General features: G+C 68.1%; 24 protein-coding genes. 7 read left to right on the top strand and 17 right to left on the bottom strand.

The genetic code is table 11. The features are described 5' to 3' along the window. Positions 1 to 109: 109 nt before the first annotated feature. The 5 genes from GOAMI_RS03860 to GOAMI_RS03880 all read right to left on the bottom strand — a co-directional run bounded on the left by GOAMI_RS03860 (position 110) and on the right by GOAMI_RS03880 (position 5648). Entirely contained in the window at positions 110 to 724 is a 615-nt protein-coding gene (locus tag GOAMI_RS03860; RefSeq protein ID WP_006435081.1) for a type II secretion system F family protein, read from the bottom strand. Next, complete coding sequence (locus GOAMI_RS03865; RefSeq protein ID WP_006435082.1) at positions 721 to 1584, bottom strand: type II secretion system F family protein; 864 nt, start codon at positions 1582 to 1584, stop codon at positions 721 to 723. Before GOAMI_RS03865 ends, GOAMI_RS03860 begins: the two co-directional genes overlap by 4 nt. Next, positions 1581 to 2819: a TadA family conjugal transfer-associated ATPase gene (locus GOAMI_RS03870; protein WP_006435083.1), complete on the bottom strand. Its 1239-nt coding sequence runs from the start codon at positions 2817 to 2819 to the stop codon at positions 1581 to 1583. Before GOAMI_RS03870 ends, GOAMI_RS03865 begins: the two co-directional genes overlap by 4 nt. Beyond that, on the bottom strand, positions 2816 to 3874 hold the full coding sequence (gene ssd, locus GOAMI_RS03875; RefSeq protein ID WP_006435084.1) for a septum site-determining protein Ssd: 1059 nt from the start codon (positions 3872 to 3874) through the stop codon (positions 2816 to 2818). Before ssd ends, GOAMI_RS03870 begins: the two co-directional genes overlap by 4 nt. A 1018-nt stretch (positions 3875 to 4892) precedes the next feature. Further along, positions 4893 to 5648 carry a Fic family protein gene (locus GOAMI_RS03880; RefSeq protein WP_006435085.1) on the bottom strand — a complete coding sequence of 252 codons (756 nt, stop codon included), beginning with the start codon at positions 5646 to 5648 and terminating at the stop codon, positions 4893 to 4895. Between the two features lie 417 nt (positions 5649 to 6065). Between GOAMI_RS03880 and acs the strand changes: the two genes are divergently transcribed. The 3 genes from acs to GOAMI_RS03895 all read left to right on the top strand — a co-directional run bounded on the left by acs (position 6066) and on the right by GOAMI_RS03895 (position 9792). Beyond that, complete coding sequence (gene acs / locus GOAMI_RS03885) at positions 6066 to 8009, top strand: acetate--CoA ligase (protein ID WP_006435086.1); 1944 nt, start codon at positions 6066 to 6068, stop codon at positions 8007 to 8009. A gap of 178 nt (positions 8010 to 8187) precedes the next feature. Continuing rightward, positions 8188 to 8724 carry a phage holin family protein gene (locus GOAMI_RS03890; RefSeq protein WP_006435087.1) on the top strand — a complete coding sequence of 179 codons (537 nt, stop codon included), beginning with the start codon at positions 8188 to 8190 and terminating at the stop codon, positions 8722 to 8724. Positions 8725 to 8727: 3 nt separating this feature from the next. Next, positions 8728 to 9792 (top strand): alpha/beta fold hydrolase, encoded by a 1065-nt coding sequence (locus GOAMI_RS03895; protein WP_006435088.1) that lies wholly within the window; start codon positions 8728 to 8730, stop codon positions 9790 to 9792. Here GOAMI_RS03895 and GOAMI_RS03900 read toward each other — a convergent pair. From GOAMI_RS03900 to nth, 4 genes are read right to left on the bottom strand one after another with little or no spacing between them, the layout of a single operon-like run. After that, positions 9707 to 10900: a MarP family serine protease gene (locus GOAMI_RS03900; protein ID WP_006435089.1), complete on the bottom strand. Its 1194-nt coding sequence runs from the start codon at positions 10898 to 10900 to the stop codon at positions 9707 to 9709. The two genes, GOAMI_RS03895 and GOAMI_RS03900, sit on opposite strands and share 86 nt — an antisense overlap. Next, positions 10900 to 11727: an NUDIX hydrolase gene (locus GOAMI_RS03905; protein WP_006435090.1), complete on the bottom strand. Its 828-nt coding sequence runs from the start codon at positions 11725 to 11727 to the stop codon at positions 10900 to 10902. Before GOAMI_RS03905 ends, GOAMI_RS03900 begins: the two co-directional genes overlap by 1 nt. Further along, on the bottom strand, positions 11724 to 12464 hold the full coding sequence (locus tag GOAMI_RS03910) for a TlpA family protein disulfide reductase (RefSeq protein ID WP_040004548.1): 741 nt from the start codon (positions 12462 to 12464) through the stop codon (positions 11724 to 11726). The genes GOAMI_RS03905 and GOAMI_RS03910 overlap by 4 nt, the downstream gene beginning before the upstream one ends. After that, positions 12461 to 13237: an endonuclease III gene (gene nth / locus GOAMI_RS03915; RefSeq protein ID WP_174324704.1), complete on the bottom strand. Its 777-nt coding sequence runs from the start codon at positions 13235 to 13237 to the stop codon at positions 12461 to 12463. Before nth ends, GOAMI_RS03910 begins: the two co-directional genes overlap by 4 nt. A gap of 236 nt (positions 13238 to 13473) precedes the next feature. On the opposite strand from nth, the gene GOAMI_RS03920 reads away from it, so the two are divergent. Together GOAMI_RS03920 and GOAMI_RS03925 are read left to right on the top strand one after the other, a co-directional pair. After that, positions 13474 to 13737: a hypothetical protein gene (locus GOAMI_RS03920; protein WP_024499553.1), complete on the top strand. Its 264-nt coding sequence runs from the start codon at positions 13474 to 13476 to the stop codon at positions 13735 to 13737. A 228-nt stretch (positions 13738 to 13965) separates the two neighbouring features. Next, entirely contained in the window at positions 13966 to 14640 is a 675-nt protein-coding gene (locus GOAMI_RS03925; protein ID WP_005194565.1) for a Crp/Fnr family transcriptional regulator, read from the top strand. 54 nt (positions 14641 to 14694) lie between these two features. Here the strand turns inward: GOAMI_RS03925 and GOAMI_RS03930 are convergent, their stop codons facing one another. The 8 genes from GOAMI_RS03930 to sp36 form a co-directional block, all read right to left on the bottom strand. Next, on the bottom strand, positions 14695 to 15513 hold the full coding sequence (locus tag GOAMI_RS03930; RefSeq protein ID WP_006435094.1) for an MBL fold metallo-hydrolase: 819 nt from the start codon (positions 15511 to 15513) through the stop codon (positions 14695 to 14697). A gap of 76 nt (positions 15514 to 15589) precedes the next feature. Beyond that, positions 15590 to 16006 (bottom strand): DUF2628 domain-containing protein, encoded by a 417-nt coding sequence (locus GOAMI_RS03935; protein WP_006435095.1) that lies wholly within the window; start codon positions 16004 to 16006, stop codon positions 15590 to 15592. Positions 16007 to 16013: 7 nt separating this feature from the next. After that, the gene (locus GOAMI_RS03940; RefSeq protein WP_006435096.1) at positions 16014 to 17153 is read right to left on the bottom strand and encodes an SPFH domain-containing protein; all 1140 of its coding nucleotides are present in this window, start codon (positions 17151 to 17153) and stop codon (positions 16014 to 16016) included. Between the two features lie 148 nt (positions 17154 to 17301). After that, positions 17302 to 17520: an NfeD C-terminal domain-containing protein gene (locus GOAMI_RS03945; protein WP_006435097.1), complete on the bottom strand. Its 219-nt coding sequence runs from the start codon at positions 17518 to 17520 to the stop codon at positions 17302 to 17304. Further along, positions 17484 to 18824, bottom strand: coding sequence for an MFS transporter (locus tag GOAMI_RS03950; protein ID WP_006435098.1), 1341 nt, complete (start codon positions 18822 to 18824; stop codon positions 17484 to 17486). Before GOAMI_RS03950 ends, GOAMI_RS03945 begins: the two co-directional genes overlap by 37 nt. Before the next feature lie 54 nt (positions 18825 to 18878). Beyond that, complete coding sequence (locus tag GOAMI_RS03955) at positions 18879 to 19640, bottom strand: TSUP family transporter (RefSeq protein ID WP_006435099.1); 762 nt, start codon at positions 19638 to 19640, stop codon at positions 18879 to 18881. 7 nt (positions 19641 to 19647) lie between these two features. Beyond that, positions 19648 to 20121, bottom strand: coding sequence for a RidA family protein (locus GOAMI_RS03960; protein WP_006435100.1), 474 nt, complete (start codon positions 20119 to 20121; stop codon positions 19648 to 19650). Positions 20122 to 20123: 2 nt separating this feature from the next. Beyond that, the gene (gene sp36 / locus GOAMI_RS22920) at positions 20124 to 20288 is read right to left on the bottom strand and encodes a Sp36 family protein (protein ID WP_006435101.1); all 165 of its coding nucleotides are present in this window, start codon (positions 20286 to 20288) and stop codon (positions 20124 to 20126) included. Positions 20289 to 20331: 43 nt separating this feature from the next. On the opposite strand from sp36, the gene bagA reads away from it, so the two are divergent. Next, positions 20332 to 21402, top strand: coding sequence for an ATPase BagA (bagA, locus tag GOAMI_RS03965; RefSeq protein WP_006435102.1), 1071 nt, complete (start codon positions 20332 to 20334; stop codon positions 21400 to 21402). Next, entirely contained in the window at positions 21402 to 22496 is a 1095-nt protein-coding gene (gene bagB / locus GOAMI_RS03970; RefSeq protein WP_006435103.1) for an ArsA family ATPase, read from the top strand. The genes bagA and bagB overlap by 1 nt, the downstream gene beginning before the upstream one ends. The last annotated feature ends 86 nt before the right edge of the window (positions 22497 to 22582 follow it).

A 22582-nucleotide genomic window follows, 5' to 3' on the forward strand; every position in this document is an offset into this window, starting at 1 on the left:
GGGCACCGACAGATGTGAGCGCTCTTCAGCAAACCCACCACAGATGGAGTTATCCACCCCCGTCGGAGGTAGAGGATCTGCCGAAAAATGGTGGGTTTGCTCGACGACGTCAGAGCGCGCCCAGCACCGTCGACGCCAGACCCACCACCACCGGCACGATCCCGAGACAGATGAACGCCGGCAGGAAGCACAATCCGAGCGGGCCGCTGATCGCGACGCCCGCTCGTTCCGCCGCGGCCAGAGCATCGTCGTGCGCGCGGCGTCGAACGTCGTCGGCCAGTTCCGCGAGTCCGCCCGCCAGCGACGAACCGGCTCGAGCCGATCGCCTGGCCAGGGCGGCGAGGGCTTCGAGATGGTCGTCACCCGAGGCCTTCGCGGCGGGATCGGCGTCGAGCAACGCCGACCATGCCGCGTCCGGATCGGCGCCGAGCTGGAGGAGGTCGGCGACGCGCGTGAGCGGCCGGGCGAGCGACGGCGGGGCACGACCGGCGACGACGGCGGCCGCGACTCCCACCGGCAGACCGGCGCGCAGGCATACGGCGAAGAGGTCGAGGGCGGACGCCACGGCGAAGGGGTCCTCGCGCGGCGGACCGGCACCCAGCCATCGTGGGGAGCGGTCGGGGCCCGGCGGTGGGTCGATGACGCGGTACAGCCTCCAGCGTGGTCCGGGCCAGATCATCAGCCCTGCAGCCAGCGACGCCACTGCTACTGCCACTGCGGTCACCGAGCCAGCACCTTTCCGGTGATCCGTTCGGACCAGGCGACCCCGGCCGCGGCCAAGACCGTCCCGACCACCAGCAGGATGCCGCCGAGACCACCGCCGAGGAGCACCTGGATCGGACCCGCGCCGGTCGCCTGACCCAATGCGATCCCGAGCAGGGGCAGCCCGGCAAGCACCATGGCCGTCGCGCGGGGTCCCGACAAACCCGCACGTGTGCGGTCGGCGAATCCCCGGCGTGACCGGAGGTCGGATCGCAACGCGGCCAGCATGTCGACCATCGGCAGGCCGTACTGTTCCGCGGTCTGCCAGGCGACTCCGATCCGACGCCACGACGCAGCCCCCGAACCGACCGCCGAACCCGGCGTCGTTTCCGGCCCCGGCTCCCCTCCCTCGATCGCCGACCCGCCGAGCGACGCGCGAGACGCCATCGCCTCGAGCCCGTCGGCGATCTCCGAACAGCCACGAGGGTCGCCGACCGTGCGGCGGCGCAGTTCGGCGACGGCGACCTCGCAGGCGTGGACCGGGGGTGCTCCGACGGAGAGCTCCGAGATCATCAGAGACAGCGCCAGCAGCAGATCGTCGAGTTGACGATCGAACTTCTTCTCCGCCAGCCGGCGTCGTCGAATCCACACCACGACGGCCACCACGATCGCAGCCGCGACCGCGGCCGGTAACCCACCGACCACCAGGACCGCGGCCGGTGCACCCACGGTGAGCAGCACCGCCGGGTTCGACGACCGGGCGCCGCGGGATCGCCCGACGACCACCCGCAGGCGCCGACCAGCGGGCGGTGGTGACCACAGCAGGACACCGAACCCGAGGGCGGCCAGCAGCGGGGTCAGCGGTGGAATCGACGTCATCATGCCGACAGCCGCCGCGGCGCGGACTCGTCCCCGAGCTCGTGGTTGTTGTCGTCGTCGAGTCGGCGATGACTCGCGAGCATCGCGTCGAAGAGGTACCGGTGATCGGTGAAACCGCTGTCGCGCAACCAGATCGGAACAATGTCGATCCGTCCGTCAGGGGCTCGCCGTACGATGCCGATCTCGACCAGCCCGCGCGACCCGTCGGACCTGCGCGAGACGCCGAGCACCATCTGCAGGGCTGCCCCCAACTGGCTGTGCAGCGCGTCCCGGCCCATCCCACCCAGTGCGGCAAGCGCTTCCATCCGCGCGGGTACCTCGGAGGTCGAGTTCGCGTGCACCGTACCGGCGCTGCCGTCGTGTCCGGTGTTGAGTGCGGTGAGCAGGTCGATGACCTCGCCGCCGCGCACCTCCCCCACGACGATCCGGTCGGGCCGCATCCGGAGCGCCTGCCGGACGAGTGCCCGCACCGGAACCTCACCCACCCCCTCGACATTCGCCGCGCGCGCCACCAGCCGCACCACTTGAGGGTGCCGAGGCGCGAGTTCGAGGGCGTCCTCGACACACACGACGCGCTCGCGGGGATCCATCGCGCCGATCAAGGCGTTGAGCAGCGTCGTCTTACCGGATCCGGTACCGCCGATGACCAGAAACGAGAAGCGGTGACGCAAGATCTCCCCGATCATCCCGACCACCTCCGCCGGGATCGTGCCGCTGTCGATCAGACTCGGCAGGTCCTTCGATGCCGACCGCAACACCCTCAGCGAGATACATGTCCCGTCGGCGGCGAGCGGCGGGATGATCGCGTGTAGACGGACCGTGTATCCGCGGCGGCCGACATTCGACAACTGCCCGTCGACCCACGGTTGGGCGTCGTCGAGGCGACGGCCGGCGCTCAACGCGAGACGCCCCGCCAGACGGCGGACCGATGCCTCGTCGGGAAAACGGATCGTCGTCGTCTCGAGTCCGCGTCCACGGTCGACCCACACGTCGTCGGGTCCGGCGACGAGGATGTCCGCGATGTCGGGTTCAGCGAGGAGGGCCTCGAGTTTGCCTGCGCCGGTGAGTTCGGTCTGGAGGAAGCGGAGTGCCGCGAGCAGGTCGGTGTCGCCGAGTACGCCGCCGGCCTCCGCGCGTATCGCCTCGGCGATGACCGCGGGACTCGGGTCGGCGGCGTCTGCGGCCAGGCGAGACCGGACGCGTTCGAGCAGGTCGTCGTCGGTGCGTTCCGGTGTCACGCCGCCCTCCCCTGCCCGGCGACCCTCAGGTGGACGGCACGGGCGGCACGACCGAGTGGGCTGCGGGGTCGAACACGCAGCGGTCCGCCCTCGAGTCGGACCGGAAGACGCGGGTCCGGCCGGAATGCAGCGATCAGCGGCACACCGATCGCGTCGGCGACCTGGGCGGGGCGTAACCCGCCCGGCGACGGACCTCGGATCACCAGTTCGACGGAGACCTCGTCACCGATGAGACGGCCGACGACACGCCGCGCCGCGGCGCAACCACCGACCGAGGGCGCCGAGACCAGCACGACGAGATCCGCCGACGCGATCGCCGTGCGGACGACGGGGGTATCGGCGCGAGGAAGATCGAGCACTACCAGATCTCCATGGGTCTGACCTGCGTCGATGACCGCGGCAACCGCGTCCGCTCCCGGTCCGTGGGTCGGGAGACGCTCGGAGGTCAACACCGCGAGACCGCTCTCCGCACGTGGGAGGGCGTGGTGCAATGCCGTTCCACCGACGACCCCGCCGTCTAGGGTGAGGTCCTGCCAGCGCAGTCCCGGACGCTGCTCGATCCCGAGCAGGAGGTCCGCGCCCGGCGCGACCTCGTCGAGATCGAGCAGCAGGGTGGGGGCTCCCCGCCCGACGCTGGTGAGAGCCACCGCGGCGGCCAGCGTCGACGCACCTGCACCGCCGTGCGCGCCGATGACCGCCACGACACCGGCAGGCCGGCGTCGTGGCACGCGCACTTCCGTCAACGCCCTGACCAGGCGACTCTCGTCGGACGGCAACGCGGCCGCGTCAGAGGCGCCGAGGTCCATCGCCAGCCGCCAGGTGTCGGTGTGCGGCTCGTCGGCGCTCACCAGGATCAGTCCGTCGCGACGCGGCGGATGAATGAGGGAGAGGACCGCGATCGCGGCCGGATCGGCAACCACCGCCCGGGTGGTGAGCCACTCCCGGCGACAGTCGTCGGCCCGACCGAACACTGTTCGGTAACCGGCGGCCGCCGCGCAGCGCGCGACGTCGTCGTGCAGGTCCGGGTCGACGAGAACGAGCAGGTCATCGGGCATGCGTCGATGATGACGCGGAGAAGGCACCGTCAGCCGGCGTCGGCTGCACCTGTGGAGATACCGAGCATGCTGTGGATCGAATCCACAGCATCACAGACGGGCGGGGTACAACTGATCTCGGGCTGCCGACCCCTAGATAGAAGACAACCCCGGCCAGGGGGGAGGAGGCCGGGGTTGTCGCGTTTCAGCCCCGGGGGGTCGGGCTGAAAGGCGCCGGTATCAGAACCGGGTACCGACGACTATACACACGGATTCGGATTCTTTGCAAGTACAACAATCCCATTTCGCAAATGTCCGTTCTGCTCGGTCGGGCCCCGCGATGGCAATACAGGCCACGGCTACGATCGCATTTCCCCAAGGAAGATTGCAGTCGGTGAATTGCGGACGCACCACGACGCCGACTGGCGTCGCGAGCGGCCTCCGCAGCCCTGATGGTCATGACGAACCAGCCCCCCGCCGGCAGGTCGAGGACTCCCGCACGACGCGCTGCCCGAACACGCACAGAGCGTCGAGTGCGGCCATCGGAGCTCCGAATGCGCTGCCCCGCAGCGCTTCCTGCCGATCCGGAGAGGTCGATCAACATTTGGACACCGATCACTTGATGTGACCGCGATCACGGTGTACAACAGTGGTACGGAAGTTCGGAAGGCCAAGCCCGATCCGGAAGAGAAGGACCGAGCCCCCACGCCGAGCACTTCCCAGCACGGGCGGCAAGTACCCACGCGGAGCACGCCGCATAGAGGCAAAAGCGTTGTGCGCCTGCGAAATCGCGACCAGGAGAAACGATCGCCACACTTGATGCGCCACAGCCTTCCCCCGACGGTAGACAGCCCGGGGAGAACGGCCCTGAGATGGCAGCACGTGGACGGTTCGGGCGGCCTGACTCGCGTTCCCTCGCCGAGGCGGTGACCACAACCCACCAAGCACGCTTGGTAACTTGAGTCCGTGCTACGCGGGCGGCAACCTCGTCGGTAACGACAGGGAGGCCGCCCGCAGTGCTGTCCGGGATCGGAACGGATTACCCCGCCCGGGCCGCATCTGCAATCGACTTCGCCTCCGCCGCACCGGCTTCGAGCGCCTCGCAGCAGAACACGAGCCAGTCCCGCAGTCCGTCCGGACTGCCTGAGGCGAACGCCGCGGACAGCGACCGATACTCCGCCACCCGCTTGAACCAGGTGACCTCCGGGACGCCCAGACAGTGGGGGTCGAGTCCGGTCGCCGCACCGACCAGCCTCGACGCGGCACGTGCGACCACGCCGTTGGCCGTGGGGAACGGCTCGAGCCCGAGAAGCTCGCCGTGCACCACCGCGGTGAGCACCGGCGCCGGCACAGATGTCGCACCGGTTATCAACTGCCCCAACAGGTCGAGACGTTCTGCAACATCCGTCTCAGCGCGCGGTCGGCCGAGCTGATCGGGATCCTCGACCAGGTCAGCCGCCGCCAGAGTGTGTAGCCGCGCAAGCGCCTGAGCAGGGGCACGTCGGACCACGCCGGTCAGGATCTCGAGGGATTCCCCGTCGAGCGCCTGGGACACACGCATCGCGCCGGCGAGAATCGGATCGTCGAAGTCCCCGTCGCGTCGGAGTTCGACACTTCCCCCGTCGATCGCGGCCGACGAACGACCGGCGCGCCACGACGCCTCGGTGGCCGTCTTGTCCCATCCGCGCAGGTTGGCGGGGTGCCGGTGCACCGCGGACAACGCATCACGCGCCCGGTCGGCCGCATCGGCCACACCAGGAAGGTCCAGTAGCGGAGCCAGAGGATCGTTGGTCACGCCCCGACGATAGTTGCGCGAACACATCGCGTGTTCCCGGGACCCGGTTCCGGAGCCCCGAGGCCATGACGATCGGCCCGCGACGGAAGTGGTTCAACCGACCGACAAAACCGAAACCACATCGAGTGGCCGCGCCGAACCATCAGCGAGCTTATTGTTAGTGACGGTTTCGGACAATTGTCCTAACCCATTCCCGCGGGTGATCCTCACGGGCCACACCGACGCTTCTGCACAATCACGGCGACCGCTCATCGCGGCGGAGCCGCCGCTCATCGCGAATCGATCACGCTCGGCGGAGCACCGGTACCCGGTTGCAACGTGACGTGACTACGCTCACACCAGCGATCCGTCATCCCGCCGGGTCACCTTTTACTGTGGGTTGACCCGCCGTCGAGAAGCGAAAGGCTCATTTCACCGATGTCTTCCACCACCGTCCAGGCGTACCCGCCGTCCGAGGAGTTCGCCGCGCAGGCCAATGCCTCCGCCGAGATCTACGCCCGTGCAGACGCCGACCGACTCGAGTTCTGGGCGGAACAGGCACGCCGTCTCGATTGGGCCACCGACTTCACCGACACCCTCGACTGGTCGAACGCCCCGTTCGCCAAGTGGTTCGTCGGCGGCAAGCTCAACGTCTCGGTCAACTGCGTTGACCGGCACGTCGCCGCAGGCAAGGGCGATCGTGTCGCCATCCACTGGGTCGGCGAACCCGGCGACACCCGCGACCTCACCTACAGCCAGCTGCTGGCCGAGGTCAGCAAGGCCGCGAACTACTTCGCCTCGATCGGCCTGGAGGCCGGCGACCGCGTCGCCATCTACATGCCGATGGTCCCCGAGGCCCTGGTCTCGATGCTCGCGTGCGCGCGTCTCGGACTCACCCACTCGGTGGTGTTCGCCGGCTTCTCGTCGGGCGCGTTGCGCTCCCGCGTCGACGACGCTGAAGCCAAGCTCGTCATCACCACCGACGGCCAGTACCGCCGCGGCGAGCCCGCTCCCCTCAAGACCCATGTCGACGAGGCGCTGGGCACCGGCGTCGACGCCGCGAAGTCGGTCGAGAAGGTCCTCGTCGTCCGTCGCACGGACCACGACCCCGACCTGAACTGGGTCGAGGGCCGCGACGTGTGGTGGGAGGACACCGTCGAGCAGCAGTCCGACGTCCACGAGCCGGAGGCGTTCGACTCCGAGCATCCGCTGTTCCTGCTCTACACCTCGGGCACCACCGGCAAGCCCAAGGGCATCGTCCACTCCTCCGGCGGCTACCTGACCCAGGTCAGCTACACCTTCCACTACGTCTTCGACCACAAGGAAAGCCGGGACGTCTTCTGGTGTGGCGCCGACATCGGCTGGGTGACCGGCCACTCGTACCTCGTCTACGGCCCGCTCTCCAACGGCGCCACCGAGGTCGTCTACGAGGGCACCCCCAACTCCCCCAACGAGCACCGCCACTTCGAGATCATCGAGAAGTACGGCGTCACCATCTACTACATCGCCCCGACCCTGATCCGCACGTTCATGAAGTGGGGCCAGCAGATCCCCGAAGCCCACGATCTGTCGTCGATCCGCCTCCTCGGTAGCGTCGGCGAGCCGATCAATCCCGAGGCGTGGAAGTGGTTCCGCGAGGTCATCGGGGGCGGCAAGGCACCGATCGTCGACACCTGGTGGCAGACCGAGACCGGCGCGATCATGATCTCGCCGCTGCCCGGTGTGACCGAGACCAAGCCCGGCTCGGCGATGAAACCGCTGCCCGGCATCAGCGCGAACATCGTAGACGACGCGGGCAAGCCCGTCAGTGCAGGCGAACAGGGTTACCTCGTCCTCGATCAGCCGTGGCCGTCGATGCTGCGCGGCATCTGGGGCGACGAGGAGCGTTTCCGCGAGACCTACTGGTCCCGATTCGCCGAGCAGGGCTGGTACTTCGCCGGTGACGGTGCCCGCTACGACGAGGACCACGCCCTCTGGGTCCTCGGCCGCGTGGACGACGTGATGAACGTGTCCGGCCACCGCATCTCGACCGCAGAGGTCGAGTCGGCCCTCGTCGGCCACTCCGGCGTGGCGGAGGCCGCGGTCATCGGCGCCGCCGACGAGACCACCGGTCAGGGCATCGTCGCCTTCGTCATCCTCCGGGAGGGCGTCGAGAACACCGGCGACGAGCTGATCGCCGAACTGCGCCAGCAGGTGTCGGTGGAGATCTCCCCGATCGCCAAGCCGCGCGAGATCAACGTCGTGCCGGAGCTGCCCAAGACGCGGTCGGGCAAGATCATGCGGCGCCTGCTCAAGGACGTCGCCGAGGGCCGCGAGCTCGGCGACACCTCGACGCTCGTCGATCCTGCGGTCTTCGAGGCGATCCGGGCGAAGAGGGCCTGATCCTTCGAGACGCTCGCTCCCGGAGGGAACGGACAGCGTCGATGCGCCACCGGTGAACGCCTCACCGGTGGCGCATCGCGCGTTCCGGGCCACTTCATCGACGCCTCGCCGGGTGGGCCGCCACCTCGTGAGCCCACGCATGGCAACATATGGCATCAGCCGAACAACGGAGGATTCTGTGAGCCCCAACGAGCACGGCCTGCCTGAAGCGGGCCGGGACTCCGTCCCGTCGATCCCCCGGGACTCCGTCCCCTCGATCCCACTGTCCGATGCGAACGCCGGCCCGAACGGTGAGCCGAGTATCGGGAGCCTGGTCAAGGACGCCACCGCGAGTGTCTCGACGCTGTTCCGGTCCGAAGTCGCCCTGGCCAAGGCGGAACTCGTCGGTGAGGCCAAGAAGGCGGGCGCGGGAACGGGTCTGCTGATCGTCGCCGGCGTGATGGCGCTGTACTCCAGCTTCTTCTTCTTTTTCTTCCTGGCCGAACTGCTCGACGAGTTCGTGTGGCGCTGGCTGGCGTTCCTCATCGTCTTCCTGATCCTGGTCGTGGTCACCTGCGTCGCAACCCTCGTCGGGTACATCTTCTTCAAGAAGGTCCGTGGCCCGAAGAAGACGATGGAGTCCGTCAACGAGCTTTCCTCCGTGCTGCCCAACCGCGGCTCCGACCATTCGCAGGCCCCGGCGCATCCGAGGATTCCTCCCGCCCGCGAGGGCTGAGCATTGAGCGAGGCACCTGACCCCTCGAGCGTTCGTCTGCCCGGCGACTGGGAGCACCTCGACGTCCGCGCCAACGGTGTCCGGTTCCACGCAGTCGAACCGGCTGGGCTCCCCACCGGCGACCGGCCGCTCATACTGCTGCTGCACGGCTTCGGCGAGTTCTGGTGGAGCTGGCGACATCAGCTGAGAGCACTCGGCGCGGCCGGCTTCCGGGCCGTCGCAGTCGACCTGCGCGGCTATGGCGACACCGACAAGCCACCGCGCGGCTACGACGGCTGGACCCTGGCCGGCGACACCAACGGTCTCGTCCGAGCTCTCGGACACACCAGTGCGACCCTTATCGGGCACTCCGACGGCGGCCTGGTCTGCTGGGCGACAGCGACCCTGCATCCCCGCGTCGTCGACCGGATCGTCGTCCTCGCCTCGCCTCACCCGCGGGCACTGCGCCGGCGCGCGCTACGTGACCGGGCACAGCGATCACAGTTCCTGAAGCCCTTCCTGCGCAACCAGATCCCGCGCCTCGGTGAGCGGCAGGTCACGCGGGACGACGCGGCGTTCATCGCCGACTACTTCGCAAAGCGGTCGTCGCCGGCCTGGCGCGCCGAACCCGACTACGCGCAGACGGTCGAACTGAACCGGTCGGCGATGCTGATCCCGTATGTCGCGCATTGCAGTCTGGAGTACCGGCGCTGGGCGTTCCGCTCCCAGTTCCGGCCCGACGGAATGCGTTTCATGGAGCTCATGGACCAGCGGCTGCATCTGCCGGTACTCGCGCTACGCGGCCGCGACGACCCGTACATACTGAACGACGCCATGACCGACGGCCATCGGTGGGCGGCGCACCAGACCTACCGGCAGCTCGAGGGCAGCGGACACTTCGTGCACCAGGAACAGCCCGCGGCGGTGACCGAGGCGATCCTCGACTTCCTCCGTACGAAACCGGAAGCGACCAACGACGTCGCCGCGAAGAAAGCCCGGCGGATCAGGCCAGCACGCACCTCTTGGTACTCACCCGATCGCTTCGCCGCTCGGATTCGTCGAAGTCGGCACGCACCTGACGGGCGGTGAGCACGAAGCCGGTCTCGTCGGCCGCGTTCTCCGCCGCACCGAACACGACGCCGAGCACCTCACCGTCTGAGTTCAGCAACGGCCCACCGGAATTGCCCTGCCGGATCGAACCGCGGACCGCATAGACCTCACGCGTGACCTGGCCGGTCCGGTAGATGTCGTCACCGGTGTGCATGAACGCCGACCGCACCCGCAGCGGACTGATGTAGAACGGGCCGGCCTCCGGGAAGCCGAGCGCGATGGCGTCGTCGCCGGTCGATGCGGGCCGTGAGGCGAACTTCAGGGCGGGGGCCCGCAGGCCCGGGACATCGAGGACGGCGATGTCGTTGTCGCTGTCGAAGAGGACGGCCTTCGCGGGCAACCGGGCCCCGGTCGAGGTCTCCACCTCCAGACGCTCGGTCCCGGCCACGACGTGGGCATTGGTTATCACACGCTCGGGTGAGACGACGAAGCCGCTGCCCTCGAGGGCCTGACGGCAACTGGGTGCGACACCTTCGATCTTGACGACGCTCGGCCTTGCCTGGCGGACCACAGGTAGGCCGGCCAGTGCCGGGTCAGGAGGGTCGACGTTGGTCGACGGCGAGCTCACGAACGGGAACTTGGGGAGCCCCGAACTGTCGAGGAGTGCCTTGAAATCGCCGGGCAGATCGTTGACCCACTGCGGCGACAGCACCTCGACGCCGGTCAGGACCTTGGAGTCGCGCACCGCGCCCGCGATCGCCGGGTCGGCAGAACCGCGCAAGGGGATCGCGAGCAATCCCGCCGCGAGGAGAACGGCCACCACCTGGAGTATCGAGCCGACGCCGCTGTCGATGGCTCGCAGCCCCGGCGACCGGATGCCACCACGTGCGGCGCGACCCAGCACCATGCCGGCCACCTCACCGATGACCACCAGCACGACGAGGACGAGAATCCCAACCAGTACACGAACCTGCAGGTCGTCGAACCGCTCGATCAGATGTGGCGCCAGCAACAACCCGGCCACCGCACCCAGCGCAACGCCGATGAACGCCAGCGCTGAGGCGACGGCACCGGATCGGTAACCGCTGATCGCCGCGAGGAGCGCGATGCCGATGACGATGACATCGACCCAGGTGGAGCCCGTCATCAGCCCGCACCCGGTTCGCCATGGGTGTCCGGGTCGACCATCCCGCGCGGATGGACGGCGCTGAATCCCGATTCCTGACGGTTGCCGGCGCGTTCGATCATCTCGTCGAGCGGCCGGATGTCGTTCTTGTCCCAGGGCCTGTCCCACCCGGATGCCTCGCTGATGGCCGCGATGAGTCCGCCGGTGAAACCCCAGACCAGCAGACCGTCGACGAAGAAGGCCGGCCCCTGATAGAGGCGACCACCCATCACCGAGCGACGCACCTGGAAGCGGTTCTCGGGTGCGAGGAGCTCACGCAGGTTGATGCGGTCGACGCGGGCGGTCTCCCCCGGGTCGACGACGCGGACCTCGCTCGGCTCGTGCCACCAGCCGATGACCGGCACCACGTCGAAGCCCGACGGCGGGACCGGAAAGGTCGGCAGGCTGGCCAGGATGTGCACGCCCGATGCATCGAGTCCCGTCTCCTCGCGGGCCTCGCGCAGCGCGGTGCCGACCGGGAAGTCGTCACCCGGATCGGCGGCACCACCGGGAAATGCGACCTGCCCGCTGTGCTGACGAAGCGTCGACGCGCGTTCGGTCAGCAGCACCTCGGCGTCGGCCGGAACGCCGCCGGGATGATCGCCGGCGGCCTCCCAGGAACCGGAGAACAGCACGAGGACCGCAGCCGCGCGACGGTCGCGCATGAACAACTGGGCCCATCGCGTGCGGTCCCCACCACGATTGTTGACGCTCTCGGAGACGGCGGCGACGTCGCTGGTCAGCGGATGCAACCACGGCGGGATCTCGTCGTGATGTACGAGCGGGCCGACGTGCGGGTGATCGTTCATACCGTCACGTCCAGGTACTCCTCGACCGCGTCCGCGATCTCCTGCGGACTGTCGAACACCCCGGGATACACCTTGGCGATCGTGCCGTCGGGACGCAGGAAGACGGTCGACGGGAAGACACGCGGCGCGGTGATGGCGGCGGCCACCCGGCCGTCGGGATCGAGCACGGACGGCAAGCGAACTCCGATCTCGGTGAGCAGTGTCAGCGGGAAGAACGGGTTGGTCCCGCCCTCCTTGGCATGGAGTGCCAGCACCGTGACGCGGTCGCCGGCGCGCGCCGCGAACTCCTCGAAGTAGGGCAACTCGGTCTTGCAGGGTCCGCACCATTGCGCCCAGACGTTGATGACGAGGGGCTTGCCCGCGGTGGCTGCGCCGATGTCATACGGCGCGCCGGTCCCCAGACACGGTTCGACGATCCCGGCCAGGACCGAACCCGGGCTCTCCGGCAGTCCGGTGACCGGGCAGTCGGCGAGCGCCGCGTCGGTGCGTGCCTTCGCCACGCGCGCCTCGTCGACCGGCGCGTCCAAGGGCCGGACACCGCTGACCGACGGCGGTGCGCCGGTGGTCGGCGACGGGGCCTCACCGCGGGGCCAGATCGCGACGATGAGCGCGATCATCACGATGACGAAGACGAGGGTCCAGCGCGCAGCGGCCGGAAACCGGGAGGGCGGTGGCATGAGGCTCGGAGAGGAATCGGCGGGCTGCGGAGTCGCCGGTTCGCTGGCGGTGTCGTTCACGGCGCGGCGAGTCCCGCCAGTCGGAGCAGGTGGTCGGTCTCCGGGCCCTTGACCAGTGCGGCGGCCTCGGCCTTGTCCATCGGACCCGTGCCCACCGCGGGGCAGTCCTTGGCGAGGATGCACACGCCACAAGCCGGTTTGCGGGCATGGCACACACGCCGGCCGTGGAAGATCACGCGGTGTGACAGGTCGGTCCACTCCTTGCGCTCGATCAGCTCGCCGACGGCGTGCTCGACCTTCACCGGGTCCTCTTCCTCGGTCCACTGCCAGCGCCGGACGAGTCGGCCGAAGTGCGTGTCGACGGTGATGCCGGGGATCCCGAACGCATTGCCCAGGACGACGTTGGCCGTCTTGCGGCCGAAGCCGGGTAGCGACACCAGGTCCTTAAGGTTGTTCGGGACCTCGCCGTCGTAGCGCTCGACAAGGGCCTGGCCGAGTCCGATGATCGAGTTCGCCTTGTTCCGGTAGAAGCCGGTGGAGCGGATCATCTCCTCGAGTTCGGTGCGGTCGGCCTCGGCGTAGTCGCGGGCGGTGCGGTACTTCGCGAACAGCGCCGGGGTGGTCTGGTTGACCCGCACGTCGGTGCACTGCGCCGACAGGATCGTGGCCACCGACAGCTCGAGTGGGTTGGTGAAGTCGAGTTCGCAGTAGACGTGCGGAAACGCGATCTTGAGGGTGCGGTTCATCCGTCGCGCGCGTCGGACCAACCCGAGGGGGGTCTCCTGCTTGTGTGCCGGGGCCTGACCCACCGACGCAGCCTTCCGTGCGCTCACGTGATTCAGGTTAGCGATGTGCTGGGCGAACTCCGCTCATCACGGCCCACGACGGTCGCGCCGAACCGTGGGTCCGGCAGCATCACCCCAGGTCAGTGGCCTCATCACGGCGCCGGTGTGAGCTACGTGGCTCGACGGGCCGGGATGAGGGACACAACCTACGGTCAGGTAACAAGTCAGTGACGTCGTCCCATCCGATGAGGTTTCTGCGCGGCCGATTGTGTTTACTTGTCCCCATGCATGGTCTCGCAGCACTGCTGTTCCCGGCGGTACTCATGCTCTTCGCCATGGGCATGGACAAGGTGCAGGCCCGGATCGACCGCGTGTCCGTCTCCAACGACGACGTCGACGAATTCATCGACCGCACGGGGTCCCAGAACGCCGGTAAGCCGCCTCGCGATCCCGCACCCGCCGCACTCCACGAACTTCGGCCCCACCGCTTCCCCGGCCACGAACCAGCGACCGCCGATCACGCAGCCTCGCCGCAGCGGGCCAGCTGATCCACCGGCCCCCGTACTCGCCGTCCGGCCCGCCCGGACGCGTCCTTTGCGGTGTTCTCCGGCCGATCGCGGCCGCTGATCGCCAAACCCGGGCATCTCGTCGGTCAGACACACACTCATTGCACCGTCAGTGACCCATTCAACACATATGCTCGTGCGCGGGGTAGCGTAACCAAGGGCGCGATCTCACACGTGGCTGTAGCAAAGATTTCGAGAAAGGTTCCCTAGGTGGAAGAAGTACTGGCGCGGGCAGGCATATTTCAGGGCGTCGAGCCCTCTGCCGTCGCGGCGCTGACCAAGCAGCTTCAGCCCGTGGATTTCCCTCGTGGACACGTGATCTTCCATGAAGGCGAGCCCGGTGACCGGCTCTACATCATCATGTCCGGCAAGGTGAAGGTCGGCCGACGTTCACCCGACGGCCGAGAGAACCTGCTGACGATCATGGGACCGTCGGACATGTTCGGTGAGCTCTCCATCTTCGACCCGGGCCCCCGTACCTCGTCGGCGACGACGGTGACCGAGGTCCGCGCGGTGTCGATGGACCGTGACGCCCTGCGCGCGTGGATCAAGGATCGTCCCGAGATCGCCGAGCAGCTGCTCCGCGTGCTGGCCCGTCGTCTGCGCCGCACCAACAACAACCTCGCCGACCTGATCTTCACCGACGTGCCCGGTCGCGTCGCGAAGCAGCTCCTGCAGCTCGCGCAGCGTTTCGGCACCCAGGAGGGCGGCGCCCTGCGCGTCACCCATGACCTGACCCAGGAAGAGATCGCCCAGCTGGTCGGCGCCTCGCGCGAGACCGTGAACAAGGCACTCGCCGACTTCGCCCAGCGCGGCTGGCTGCGCCTCGAGGGCAAGAGCGTCCTGATCGCCGACTCCGAGCGCCTGGCGCGTCGCGCACGCTGACGAACCACAAGAGCCGCTCGTTCCTCCGGGAGCGAGCGGCTCTTGCTTTCGGCCTCAGGCCTCGCGCAGGTACTCCAGCTGCGCCTTCACCGACATCCGCGCCGCCGGCCACAGCTTCTTGTCGACGTCGGAGTAGACGCGGCGCACGACCTTCATCGGCTTGGCCTCGTGCGGAGAGACGCCCATGGCGTCGAGGGCGGCGACGATCTGATCGATCCGCTCCTCGCGATGAGTCTTGTAGAACCGGGCGACCGGCACGAGATCCGGATGGTCGGGGCCATGTGCCGGAAGCAGCGCCGCGCCTTCACCTTCGACGATGAGCCGGTTCAGCGAGTTGAGATAGTCCCGCAGCCCGCCGTCGCTCGGGTCGAGCACGGTCGTGCCGCTGCCCAGGATGGTGTCGCCGGTGAGCACCGCACGCCGGTCCTCGTGCTCGACGAGGAAACTCACCGAGTCCCCGGTGTGTCCGGGCGTGTGCAGCACCGTGATCCGCAGGCCGGCGACCTCGATGACCTCGCGGTCGCGCAGGGGATCGGCATTCCGGCAGAACTTCTCCAGACGGGCGCGCACGGGTGCACCCGTCCGCTTGTGCAGACGGGCCACACCGCCGGTGTGGTCGAAGTGCCGGTGCGTGATCAGGGTGAGCGCGACGGGGAGCTCCGCAAGACGTCGGGCATGGTGCTTGTACTTCGGTGGACCGGGATCGACGACGACGCACTCGTCACTGCCCGGTGCGCGCAACACGTAGGTGTTGGTCCCGTCGAGCTCCATCATCCCGGAGTTGTCGCACAGCAGGACCGACGCGAAGGGGGTTACCTCTCGGAGCACCCCGTAGGCGGGGTGGACGGCGGCGTCATCGTTCGGGGTGCTCATGGTGTCCGAGCCTATCGACTGACGACGGCCCCGGTCACCCGGCTCGGCCATCCGGCCACCGTGAGCCGATCCCGACTCAGCCCTTGCTGCGAGTCGTGCCCTCGAAGATGTTCCACGAACGGTTGTCATTCCGGACATGCAGGTACCACGCGTAGTTCGCGGTCGTCGCGTACAGCGCACCGACACCACACGCGATGGCCATGTCGAAGCTGCTCGGGACGTTCAGGGCCAGGAGCAGCGCATTGAAGACCAGCGTCAGCCCGAACAGCATCAGGCCTTTGCGCCACATGCCCTTAACCGCGAAGTAGATCGGCCCGAAGAAGAACGCCAGTGGATTGAAGGTGATGCGCACCCGTTGCCCGAAGGGCAAGTGTTTCATCGCCTCTCGGGACGGCGGATCCGCCGGCGGGCCGTAGGCGTCGAAGAAGGCGAATCGGCTGTGCCAGCTCGGCGGTACGGCGTGGTCACGGAGGGGCTGTTCGGAGAAGGTCATCTGTTCCTCAGACCCCACTGACCGGGGTGCCGTTCACGGACTGGTCCGACGCCTCGTCGAGCACGGTCGGCGCGACCTGATCCTGCAGACTGCGCAGGAGCGCGGCGCCCTGGGTGATGACGCCGGTCATGATCTCGTTGACGCCCTCGGCGCCGTTGTACACCGTGAGGTTGGCGGTGCTGAGCCCCTTGGCGACTTCACCCACGAGGGTCGGCAGCGCCTCGATGAGCTGCTGGTCGAGCGCGATCCGGTTGTGCTGCGCGGCGGCGGCCGACTGGATCTCCACGGCCTTCGCCTCGGCCTCGGCGATGATCGCGCGGCGACGCGCCTCGGCCTCGGCCGGCTTCACGACCTCCGAGATCAGTTCCTGCTCACGCAGTTCGGCCTGCGCCTGCGCCAGCACCGACTGCTCGCGGATGACTTCCTGGTTGACCCTCGCCTGGGCGAGCGGGCCGGCCTGGGCGGCCTCGGCGTTGGCCTTGTCGGTCTCGGCCTTGATGGCCGCGCGCTTGATCGCGGTCTCCCGCTCGTAGTCGGCCTGGTTGCGCAGGGACTCCTGCTGCGCCTTCGCCGATTCCTGGTCGGCCCGAGCACGTTCCACAGCGGCCTCGCGCTGCACCTTCGCGATGTTCGGTGCGGCAAGCGCGTTGATGTAGCCGGAGTCCATGTCGTCGATCGACTGGATCTGGAACGAGTCGACCACCAGGCCGATCGATCCCATCTCCCTCTTCGAGGCCTCGAGCACCTGCCGGGCGAGGGTGTCGCGTTCGCGGATGATCTGCTCCACCGTCATGGAACCGACGATCGATCGGAGATGGCCGGAGAAGATCTGTCCGGTCAGCTGATTCATCTCGTTCTCCTGCTCGGAGATGAATCGCTGGCCGGCGTTGACGATCGACACGACGTCGTTGCCGACCTTGTGCGCGATCACTGCGCGGACGTTGAGCTGGATGCCCTGCGTGGTCACGCAGACCTCACGGATCGACGCCTCGTGCAATGCCATCGACAGGAACCGGACCTTGCGGAAGAAGGGCATCACCCATTTGCCGTGGCCGACGATCACGACGAACGGTGCGTCGCCCTCATGGGCCTTCGCACCCGAGATGAGCATCGCCTCGTCGGGTTCCGGGACGTAGTAACCGAGCATGCTCTTCTCCTCGCGTCAGGTGCGTCTTGCATTGTTTCGTGTCGTCACATCAAGGTTGCCGATCGCAAATCATCGCATCGTTGCAGCACATACTGCCTCATCTCGCTGCCGGCGCCGATCATCCATTCACATGCACCGGCGATGCAGGTCAGAGCCCGGGGAGCGTTGTCCAGCGTTCGACGTCGACGACCCGGCCGGGCAGTTCGGCGATCACCAGCACCGGGGTGTCGTCGTCGAGCGGTTCCGTGGCGCGCGCCAGGAACCGCTCTGTCCCTCCGCCGAAAGGCAGTTCGATCTCGCCGAGAGTCTCTCCCCCGGGGATCGCCAGTGTCACGACACCCGTTCGTCCGACGAGTTGCTGTGACACGCTGATCCCTCCCCTGCAAGGCCGATGATCGGACTGTAGGCCATCGCGGCCTGCCGGCGCCCGCGCGCACCGTCGACCACCACGTACACGGCGGTGACCACCGCGATCGTCCCGGCACCGAGTACGAGGGTGGCGTATCCGAACGCACCCACCACGACCCCGGCCAGCGCACCCGCCCCGGCTCCGGCGAGACTCATCGAGGTGTCCGAGACACCCTGTGCCGCAGCATGTCTGATGACCTCTACGGCGTCGGTCAGCAGGGTCGACGCCGCGACCGTGGACGCCGACCACCCGATGCCGAGTAGGACCAGTGCGGCGACGAGTCCGGCCTGGGAGTCGACGAACACGAACCCGACGATGCAACTGACGACGAGAACGGCCTGACCGGTGAGGATGACCGGCACTCTTCCAGCGCGGTCGGCGAGGATGCCCATCAGCGGTGAGAGCGCGAACATCCCGGCGATGTGGGCGCTGATCGAGAGTCCGACAAGCGTCACCGACACGCCGCCGTGGTGCAGGTGAACGGGCGTCAGCGCCATGACCCCGACCATCACTGCATGCGCCGAGACGACCGCCGCCAACGCCGCTCGGGCGGCGGGTGATTGCATGATCGCCGAAAGCCCCTCCGCCAGAGATGGTCTCGATGTCGATTCGGAAACTCCACGATTCGCTTCCACGAGCGGGTCGGGCCGCAGACCGACGAGGAGCACGGCTGCCGCACACAGGCACCCGACGGCGCCCAACAGGAACGGCCCCGCCATGTCCGCCATCCCGACCCAACCCGCGACCGGCGCCCCGAGCGGAACCAGCGCGGGACCGACGACGGCGCCGACCATCGTCATCCAGACCACGAGCGACAGGTCGCGACCCCGTGTCTCCGGCGCGGCCAGGTCCGTCGCCGCGAACCGGGCCTGAAGGCTGACCGCCGTCCCCGATCCGAGCGCGATCATCCCCGCGAGCATCAGCAGGAACCAGCCGCGGTCCACAGCGAAGGCCACGATCAGCGCGCCGGTGGCAGCGACTATCAGCCCGGTGGCGAGCGCGGGTCGCCGACCGGGCGCCGACGCCAGCGCCGCGAGCGGTAGCCCGGCTGCTGCCGCGCCGAGTGTCAACACCGTGGCCGGCAACCCGGCCAGCGATTCGGTCCCGGACAGCTCCTCACCGAGAATCGCGCCCAGCGCCAGGGCACCGCCCATCGAGACGCCGCCCAGCACCTGAACCAGGCACAGCAGGACGACGGTGCGACGCTGGATCGCGACGCGCGTCGAGTCGGCGGCGGATTCGGTGGGGGCGTTCACCCCCACAGCATCTCCCGTTCCGGCCCGGCACCGCCACGCCTTTTCGCCTGCGCACGTGGATCAGTCGGTGATCAGGTCGTACCCCAGCTTCCCCACCATCACCACGACGACGGCCAGGAGCACCCACCGCACGAACGAACTACCGCGCCCGATGGCCATGTGCGAGCCGATCTGGGCGCCGACGATATTGGCGACTGCGAGTCCGAGACCCAAGAGCCACAGCACATTTCCCTGGAGCCCGAACACGGTCAGCGCCCCGAGGTTGGTACCGGTGTTGATGACCTTTGCCATCGCCGAACTCTCCAAGAACGTCGTCCCGACGAGAGCGGTGAGGCTGATGATGAGGAAGGTCCCGGTTCCGGGACCCATCACCCCGTCGTAGAACGCGACGACGACACCGGCGATCACCAGGCCGGCGATCGTCGACAGGCGAGACCGCGGGCCCGACGACGTGTCGCCGCCGAACCCGGGATTCAGCGCGACGAAGAGTCCCACGCCGACGAGCATCACCAGCACGATCGGCGTGAAGATCTCCGTCGGCAACGAGATCGCCACCAGCGCACCGAGAGCCGAGAACACGAGCGCGGCGAGGAACACCGGGACGAGCCGTCGTAGATCGACGCGCACGTGCCGCACATAGCGCCAGGCTGCCGATGCGGTGCCGAAGACCGCGGCGAGTTTGTTGGTGCCGAGTGCCGTCGCCGTCGGCAGGCCGGGCTGCGCGATCAGCATCGCGGGGATCAACACCAATCCACCGCCGCCGACCACGGCGTCGACCCATCCGGCGGCTGCGGCCGCGACGACCAGCAGCGCGACGTCCAAAGAGACGTCAGGCCACTTCGACGATCAGCTCCACCTCGACGGGTGCACCGAGCGGCAGTTCGGCGACACCGACGGCCGAACGAGCGTGAACTCCCGCGTCGCCGAAGATCTCGCCCAGCAGATCCGACGCACCGTTGATGACCTTCGGCTGACCGGTGAAGCCAGGGGCCGACGCGACGAAACCGACCACCTTGACGATGCGCACCACCGAGTCGATACCGACCAGTGCGTGCACCGCGGCGAGCGCGTTCAGCGCGCAGGCGCGCGCCGCATCGGTGGCCTCATCCGGACGCACGACGCCCTCGGCACCGTCGTGCACCTTGCCGTGCACCGAGAGTTCGCCGTTGACGATCGGGAGCTGTCCCGAGGTGTAGACGAGGTTGCCGGTCCGCACGGCCGGGGTGTAGCTGGCCACCGGAGGCACCACGTCGGGTAGCGCGATGCCGAGCTCGGCGAGTCGATCTGTCCAGGTTGCAGCCATGCTCAGCCCTTCGGTCGCTTCATGTAGGCCACGTGCTGCTCACCGGTCGGGCCGGGCAGCACCGACACCAGTTCCCAGCCGTCGGCGCCCCACTGATCGAGGATTTGTTTGGTTGCGTGCGTCAGCAGCGGCACCGTCACGTACTCCCACGCGGTCACTTCAGTCATGGACTCACCCTATCTGCCGACGATCAATGGATAAGGTGTTGCGGTGGCCAATGAACAGGGCTCACGTTCCGGGGCGGGGGAAGGTCTCGATTCCGGCGTGACAGACAACTCTTCCGTTGCGGACGCGAACGAGTGGCCGGACGCGGCATCGCGCGCCCGGTTGCACTTCGTCTCGGGTAAGGGCGGGACCGGTAAGACGACCATCGCGGCGGCGCTCGCGCTCGCACTCGCCGCCGACGGCAAGAAGGTTCTCCTGGTGGAGACCGAGGGCCGGCAGGGCATTGCGCAGCTCTTCGACATACCGCCGCTGCCGCCGACCGACACCAGGATCGCGACTGCCGAAGGCGGGGGCGAGGTGTCGGCGCTCGCCGTCGACATCGAGCACGCACTGCTCGAATACCTCGACATGTTCTACAACCTCGGCTTCGCCGGCCGGGCGATGAAGCGCATCGGCGCCATCGACTTCGTGACCACGGTGGCACCGGGTCTGCGCGACGTGCTGCTCACCGGCAAGATCAAAGAGCGCATCATCCACACCGACAAGCAGGGCGAGCGCGTCTACGACGCGGTGGTCGTCGACGCACCGCCGACCGGCCGGATCGGCAATTTCCTCGACGTCACCCAGGCGATGGCCGACCTCGCCAAGACCGGTCCGATCCGTAACCAGAGCGAGGGTGTCGTCCGCCTGCTGCATTCCGAGGAGACCGTCGTCCACCTGGTGACGTTGCTGGAGGCGATGCCGATCCAGGAGACCATCGAGGCGATCGAGGAGCTGCGCGGCAAGAACCTCAACCTCGGCAGCCTGATCATCAACCGGGTCAGTGCACCGCACCTGCCCGCCGACACGATCGACGAGATCGCCGAGGGACAGATCGATGCCTCGCGCATCGAGGAGAACCTGAGCGCCGCCGGCGTGAAGCTCGCCGACGGTGATCTGTCCGGGCTGCTCACCGAGACCATCGAACATGCGACCCGCCTGCAGGCACAGCAGATCGCGAAGGCCCAGCTCGACGAGGTCGAACTGCCGACCCTCGAACTGCCGTCCCTCGGCGACGGCATCGACCTCGGTTCCATCTACGAGCTGGCCAACCTTCTCCAGAAAGCGGGTGCGTGATGCCACTCGACCTCAAGATGGGGGCGGTGCTGACCGACCCCGCGACCCGCGTCGTCATCTGTTGTGGTGCCGGCGGCGTCGGCAAGACCACCACCGCGGCCGCCATGGCGATGTACGCAGCCGAGCAGGGCCGCACCGTCGCGGTCCTCACCATCGACCCGGCCAAGCGGCTCGCGCAGTCACTCGGAATGTCGCAGCTCACCAACGAGCCGCAGCCGGTTCCGATCGATGGCAAGGGCACGCTCGACGCGATGATGCTCGACATGCGGCGCACCTTCGACGAGATGGTGCTCGAGTACTCCAGTCCCGAACGCGCCGAGGCGATCATGGAGAACGCCTTCTATCAGACGGTCGCGTCGTCGTTCTCCGGCACGCAGGAGTACATGGCGATGGAGAAGCTCGGCAAGCTGCTCGAGCAGGAGCACTGGGACCTCATCGTCGTGGACACGCCACCGTCCCGGAACGCCCTCGACTTCCTCGACGCGCCGCAGCGTCTCGGCTCGTTCCTGTCGGGTCGGCTGATGAAGGTGCTGGTCGGCGGCGGACGCGGTGTCGGCCGAATGGTGACCGGGGCGATGAGCCTGGCGATGCGGGGCGTCTCCACCATCATCGGCGGCGACATGCTGCGCGACGTCGCGACGTTCGTGCAGTCCCTGGACTCGATGTTCGGCGGTTTCCAGGACCGCGCGCTGAAGACCTATGAACTGCTGAAGCAGCCGGGCACCCAGTTCGCGGTGGTCGCCGCGGCCGAGGCCGACGCGCTGCGTGAGGCCGCATTCTTCGTCGACCGGCTGTGGGAGGAGACGATGCCGCTCGCGGGTCTGATCCTCAACCGGACCCACCCGAACCTGACCTCGATCCACGAGGAGGCGGCGCTGGTGGCACTCGAGTCGGTCACCGACGACCTGACTCGCGGGGTGCTACAGATCCACGCCGACCGGGCCGCCACCGCGAAGCGCGAACTCCATCTGCTGCAGAGATTCACGGCGGCCCATCCGCGGGTCCCGATCGTCGGGGTCCCGGCGTTGCCGTTCGAGGTCGCGGACGTGACCGCACTGCGCGCAGTCGCGGAGCAGATCACCGGACGGGGCTGAGCGCTTTCACCACCGACTGATGACAATCGGCTCGGCCGGCTTCCGTCGGTCGAGCCGAATTGCGTTTGCTGATGTGTCTTGGTGGG

This window comes from Gordonia amicalis NBRC 100051 = JCM 11271 (assembly GCF_000332995.1).
Classification (GTDB): domain Bacteria; phylum Actinomycetota; class Actinomycetes; order Mycobacteriales; family Mycobacteriaceae; genus Gordonia; species Gordonia amicalis.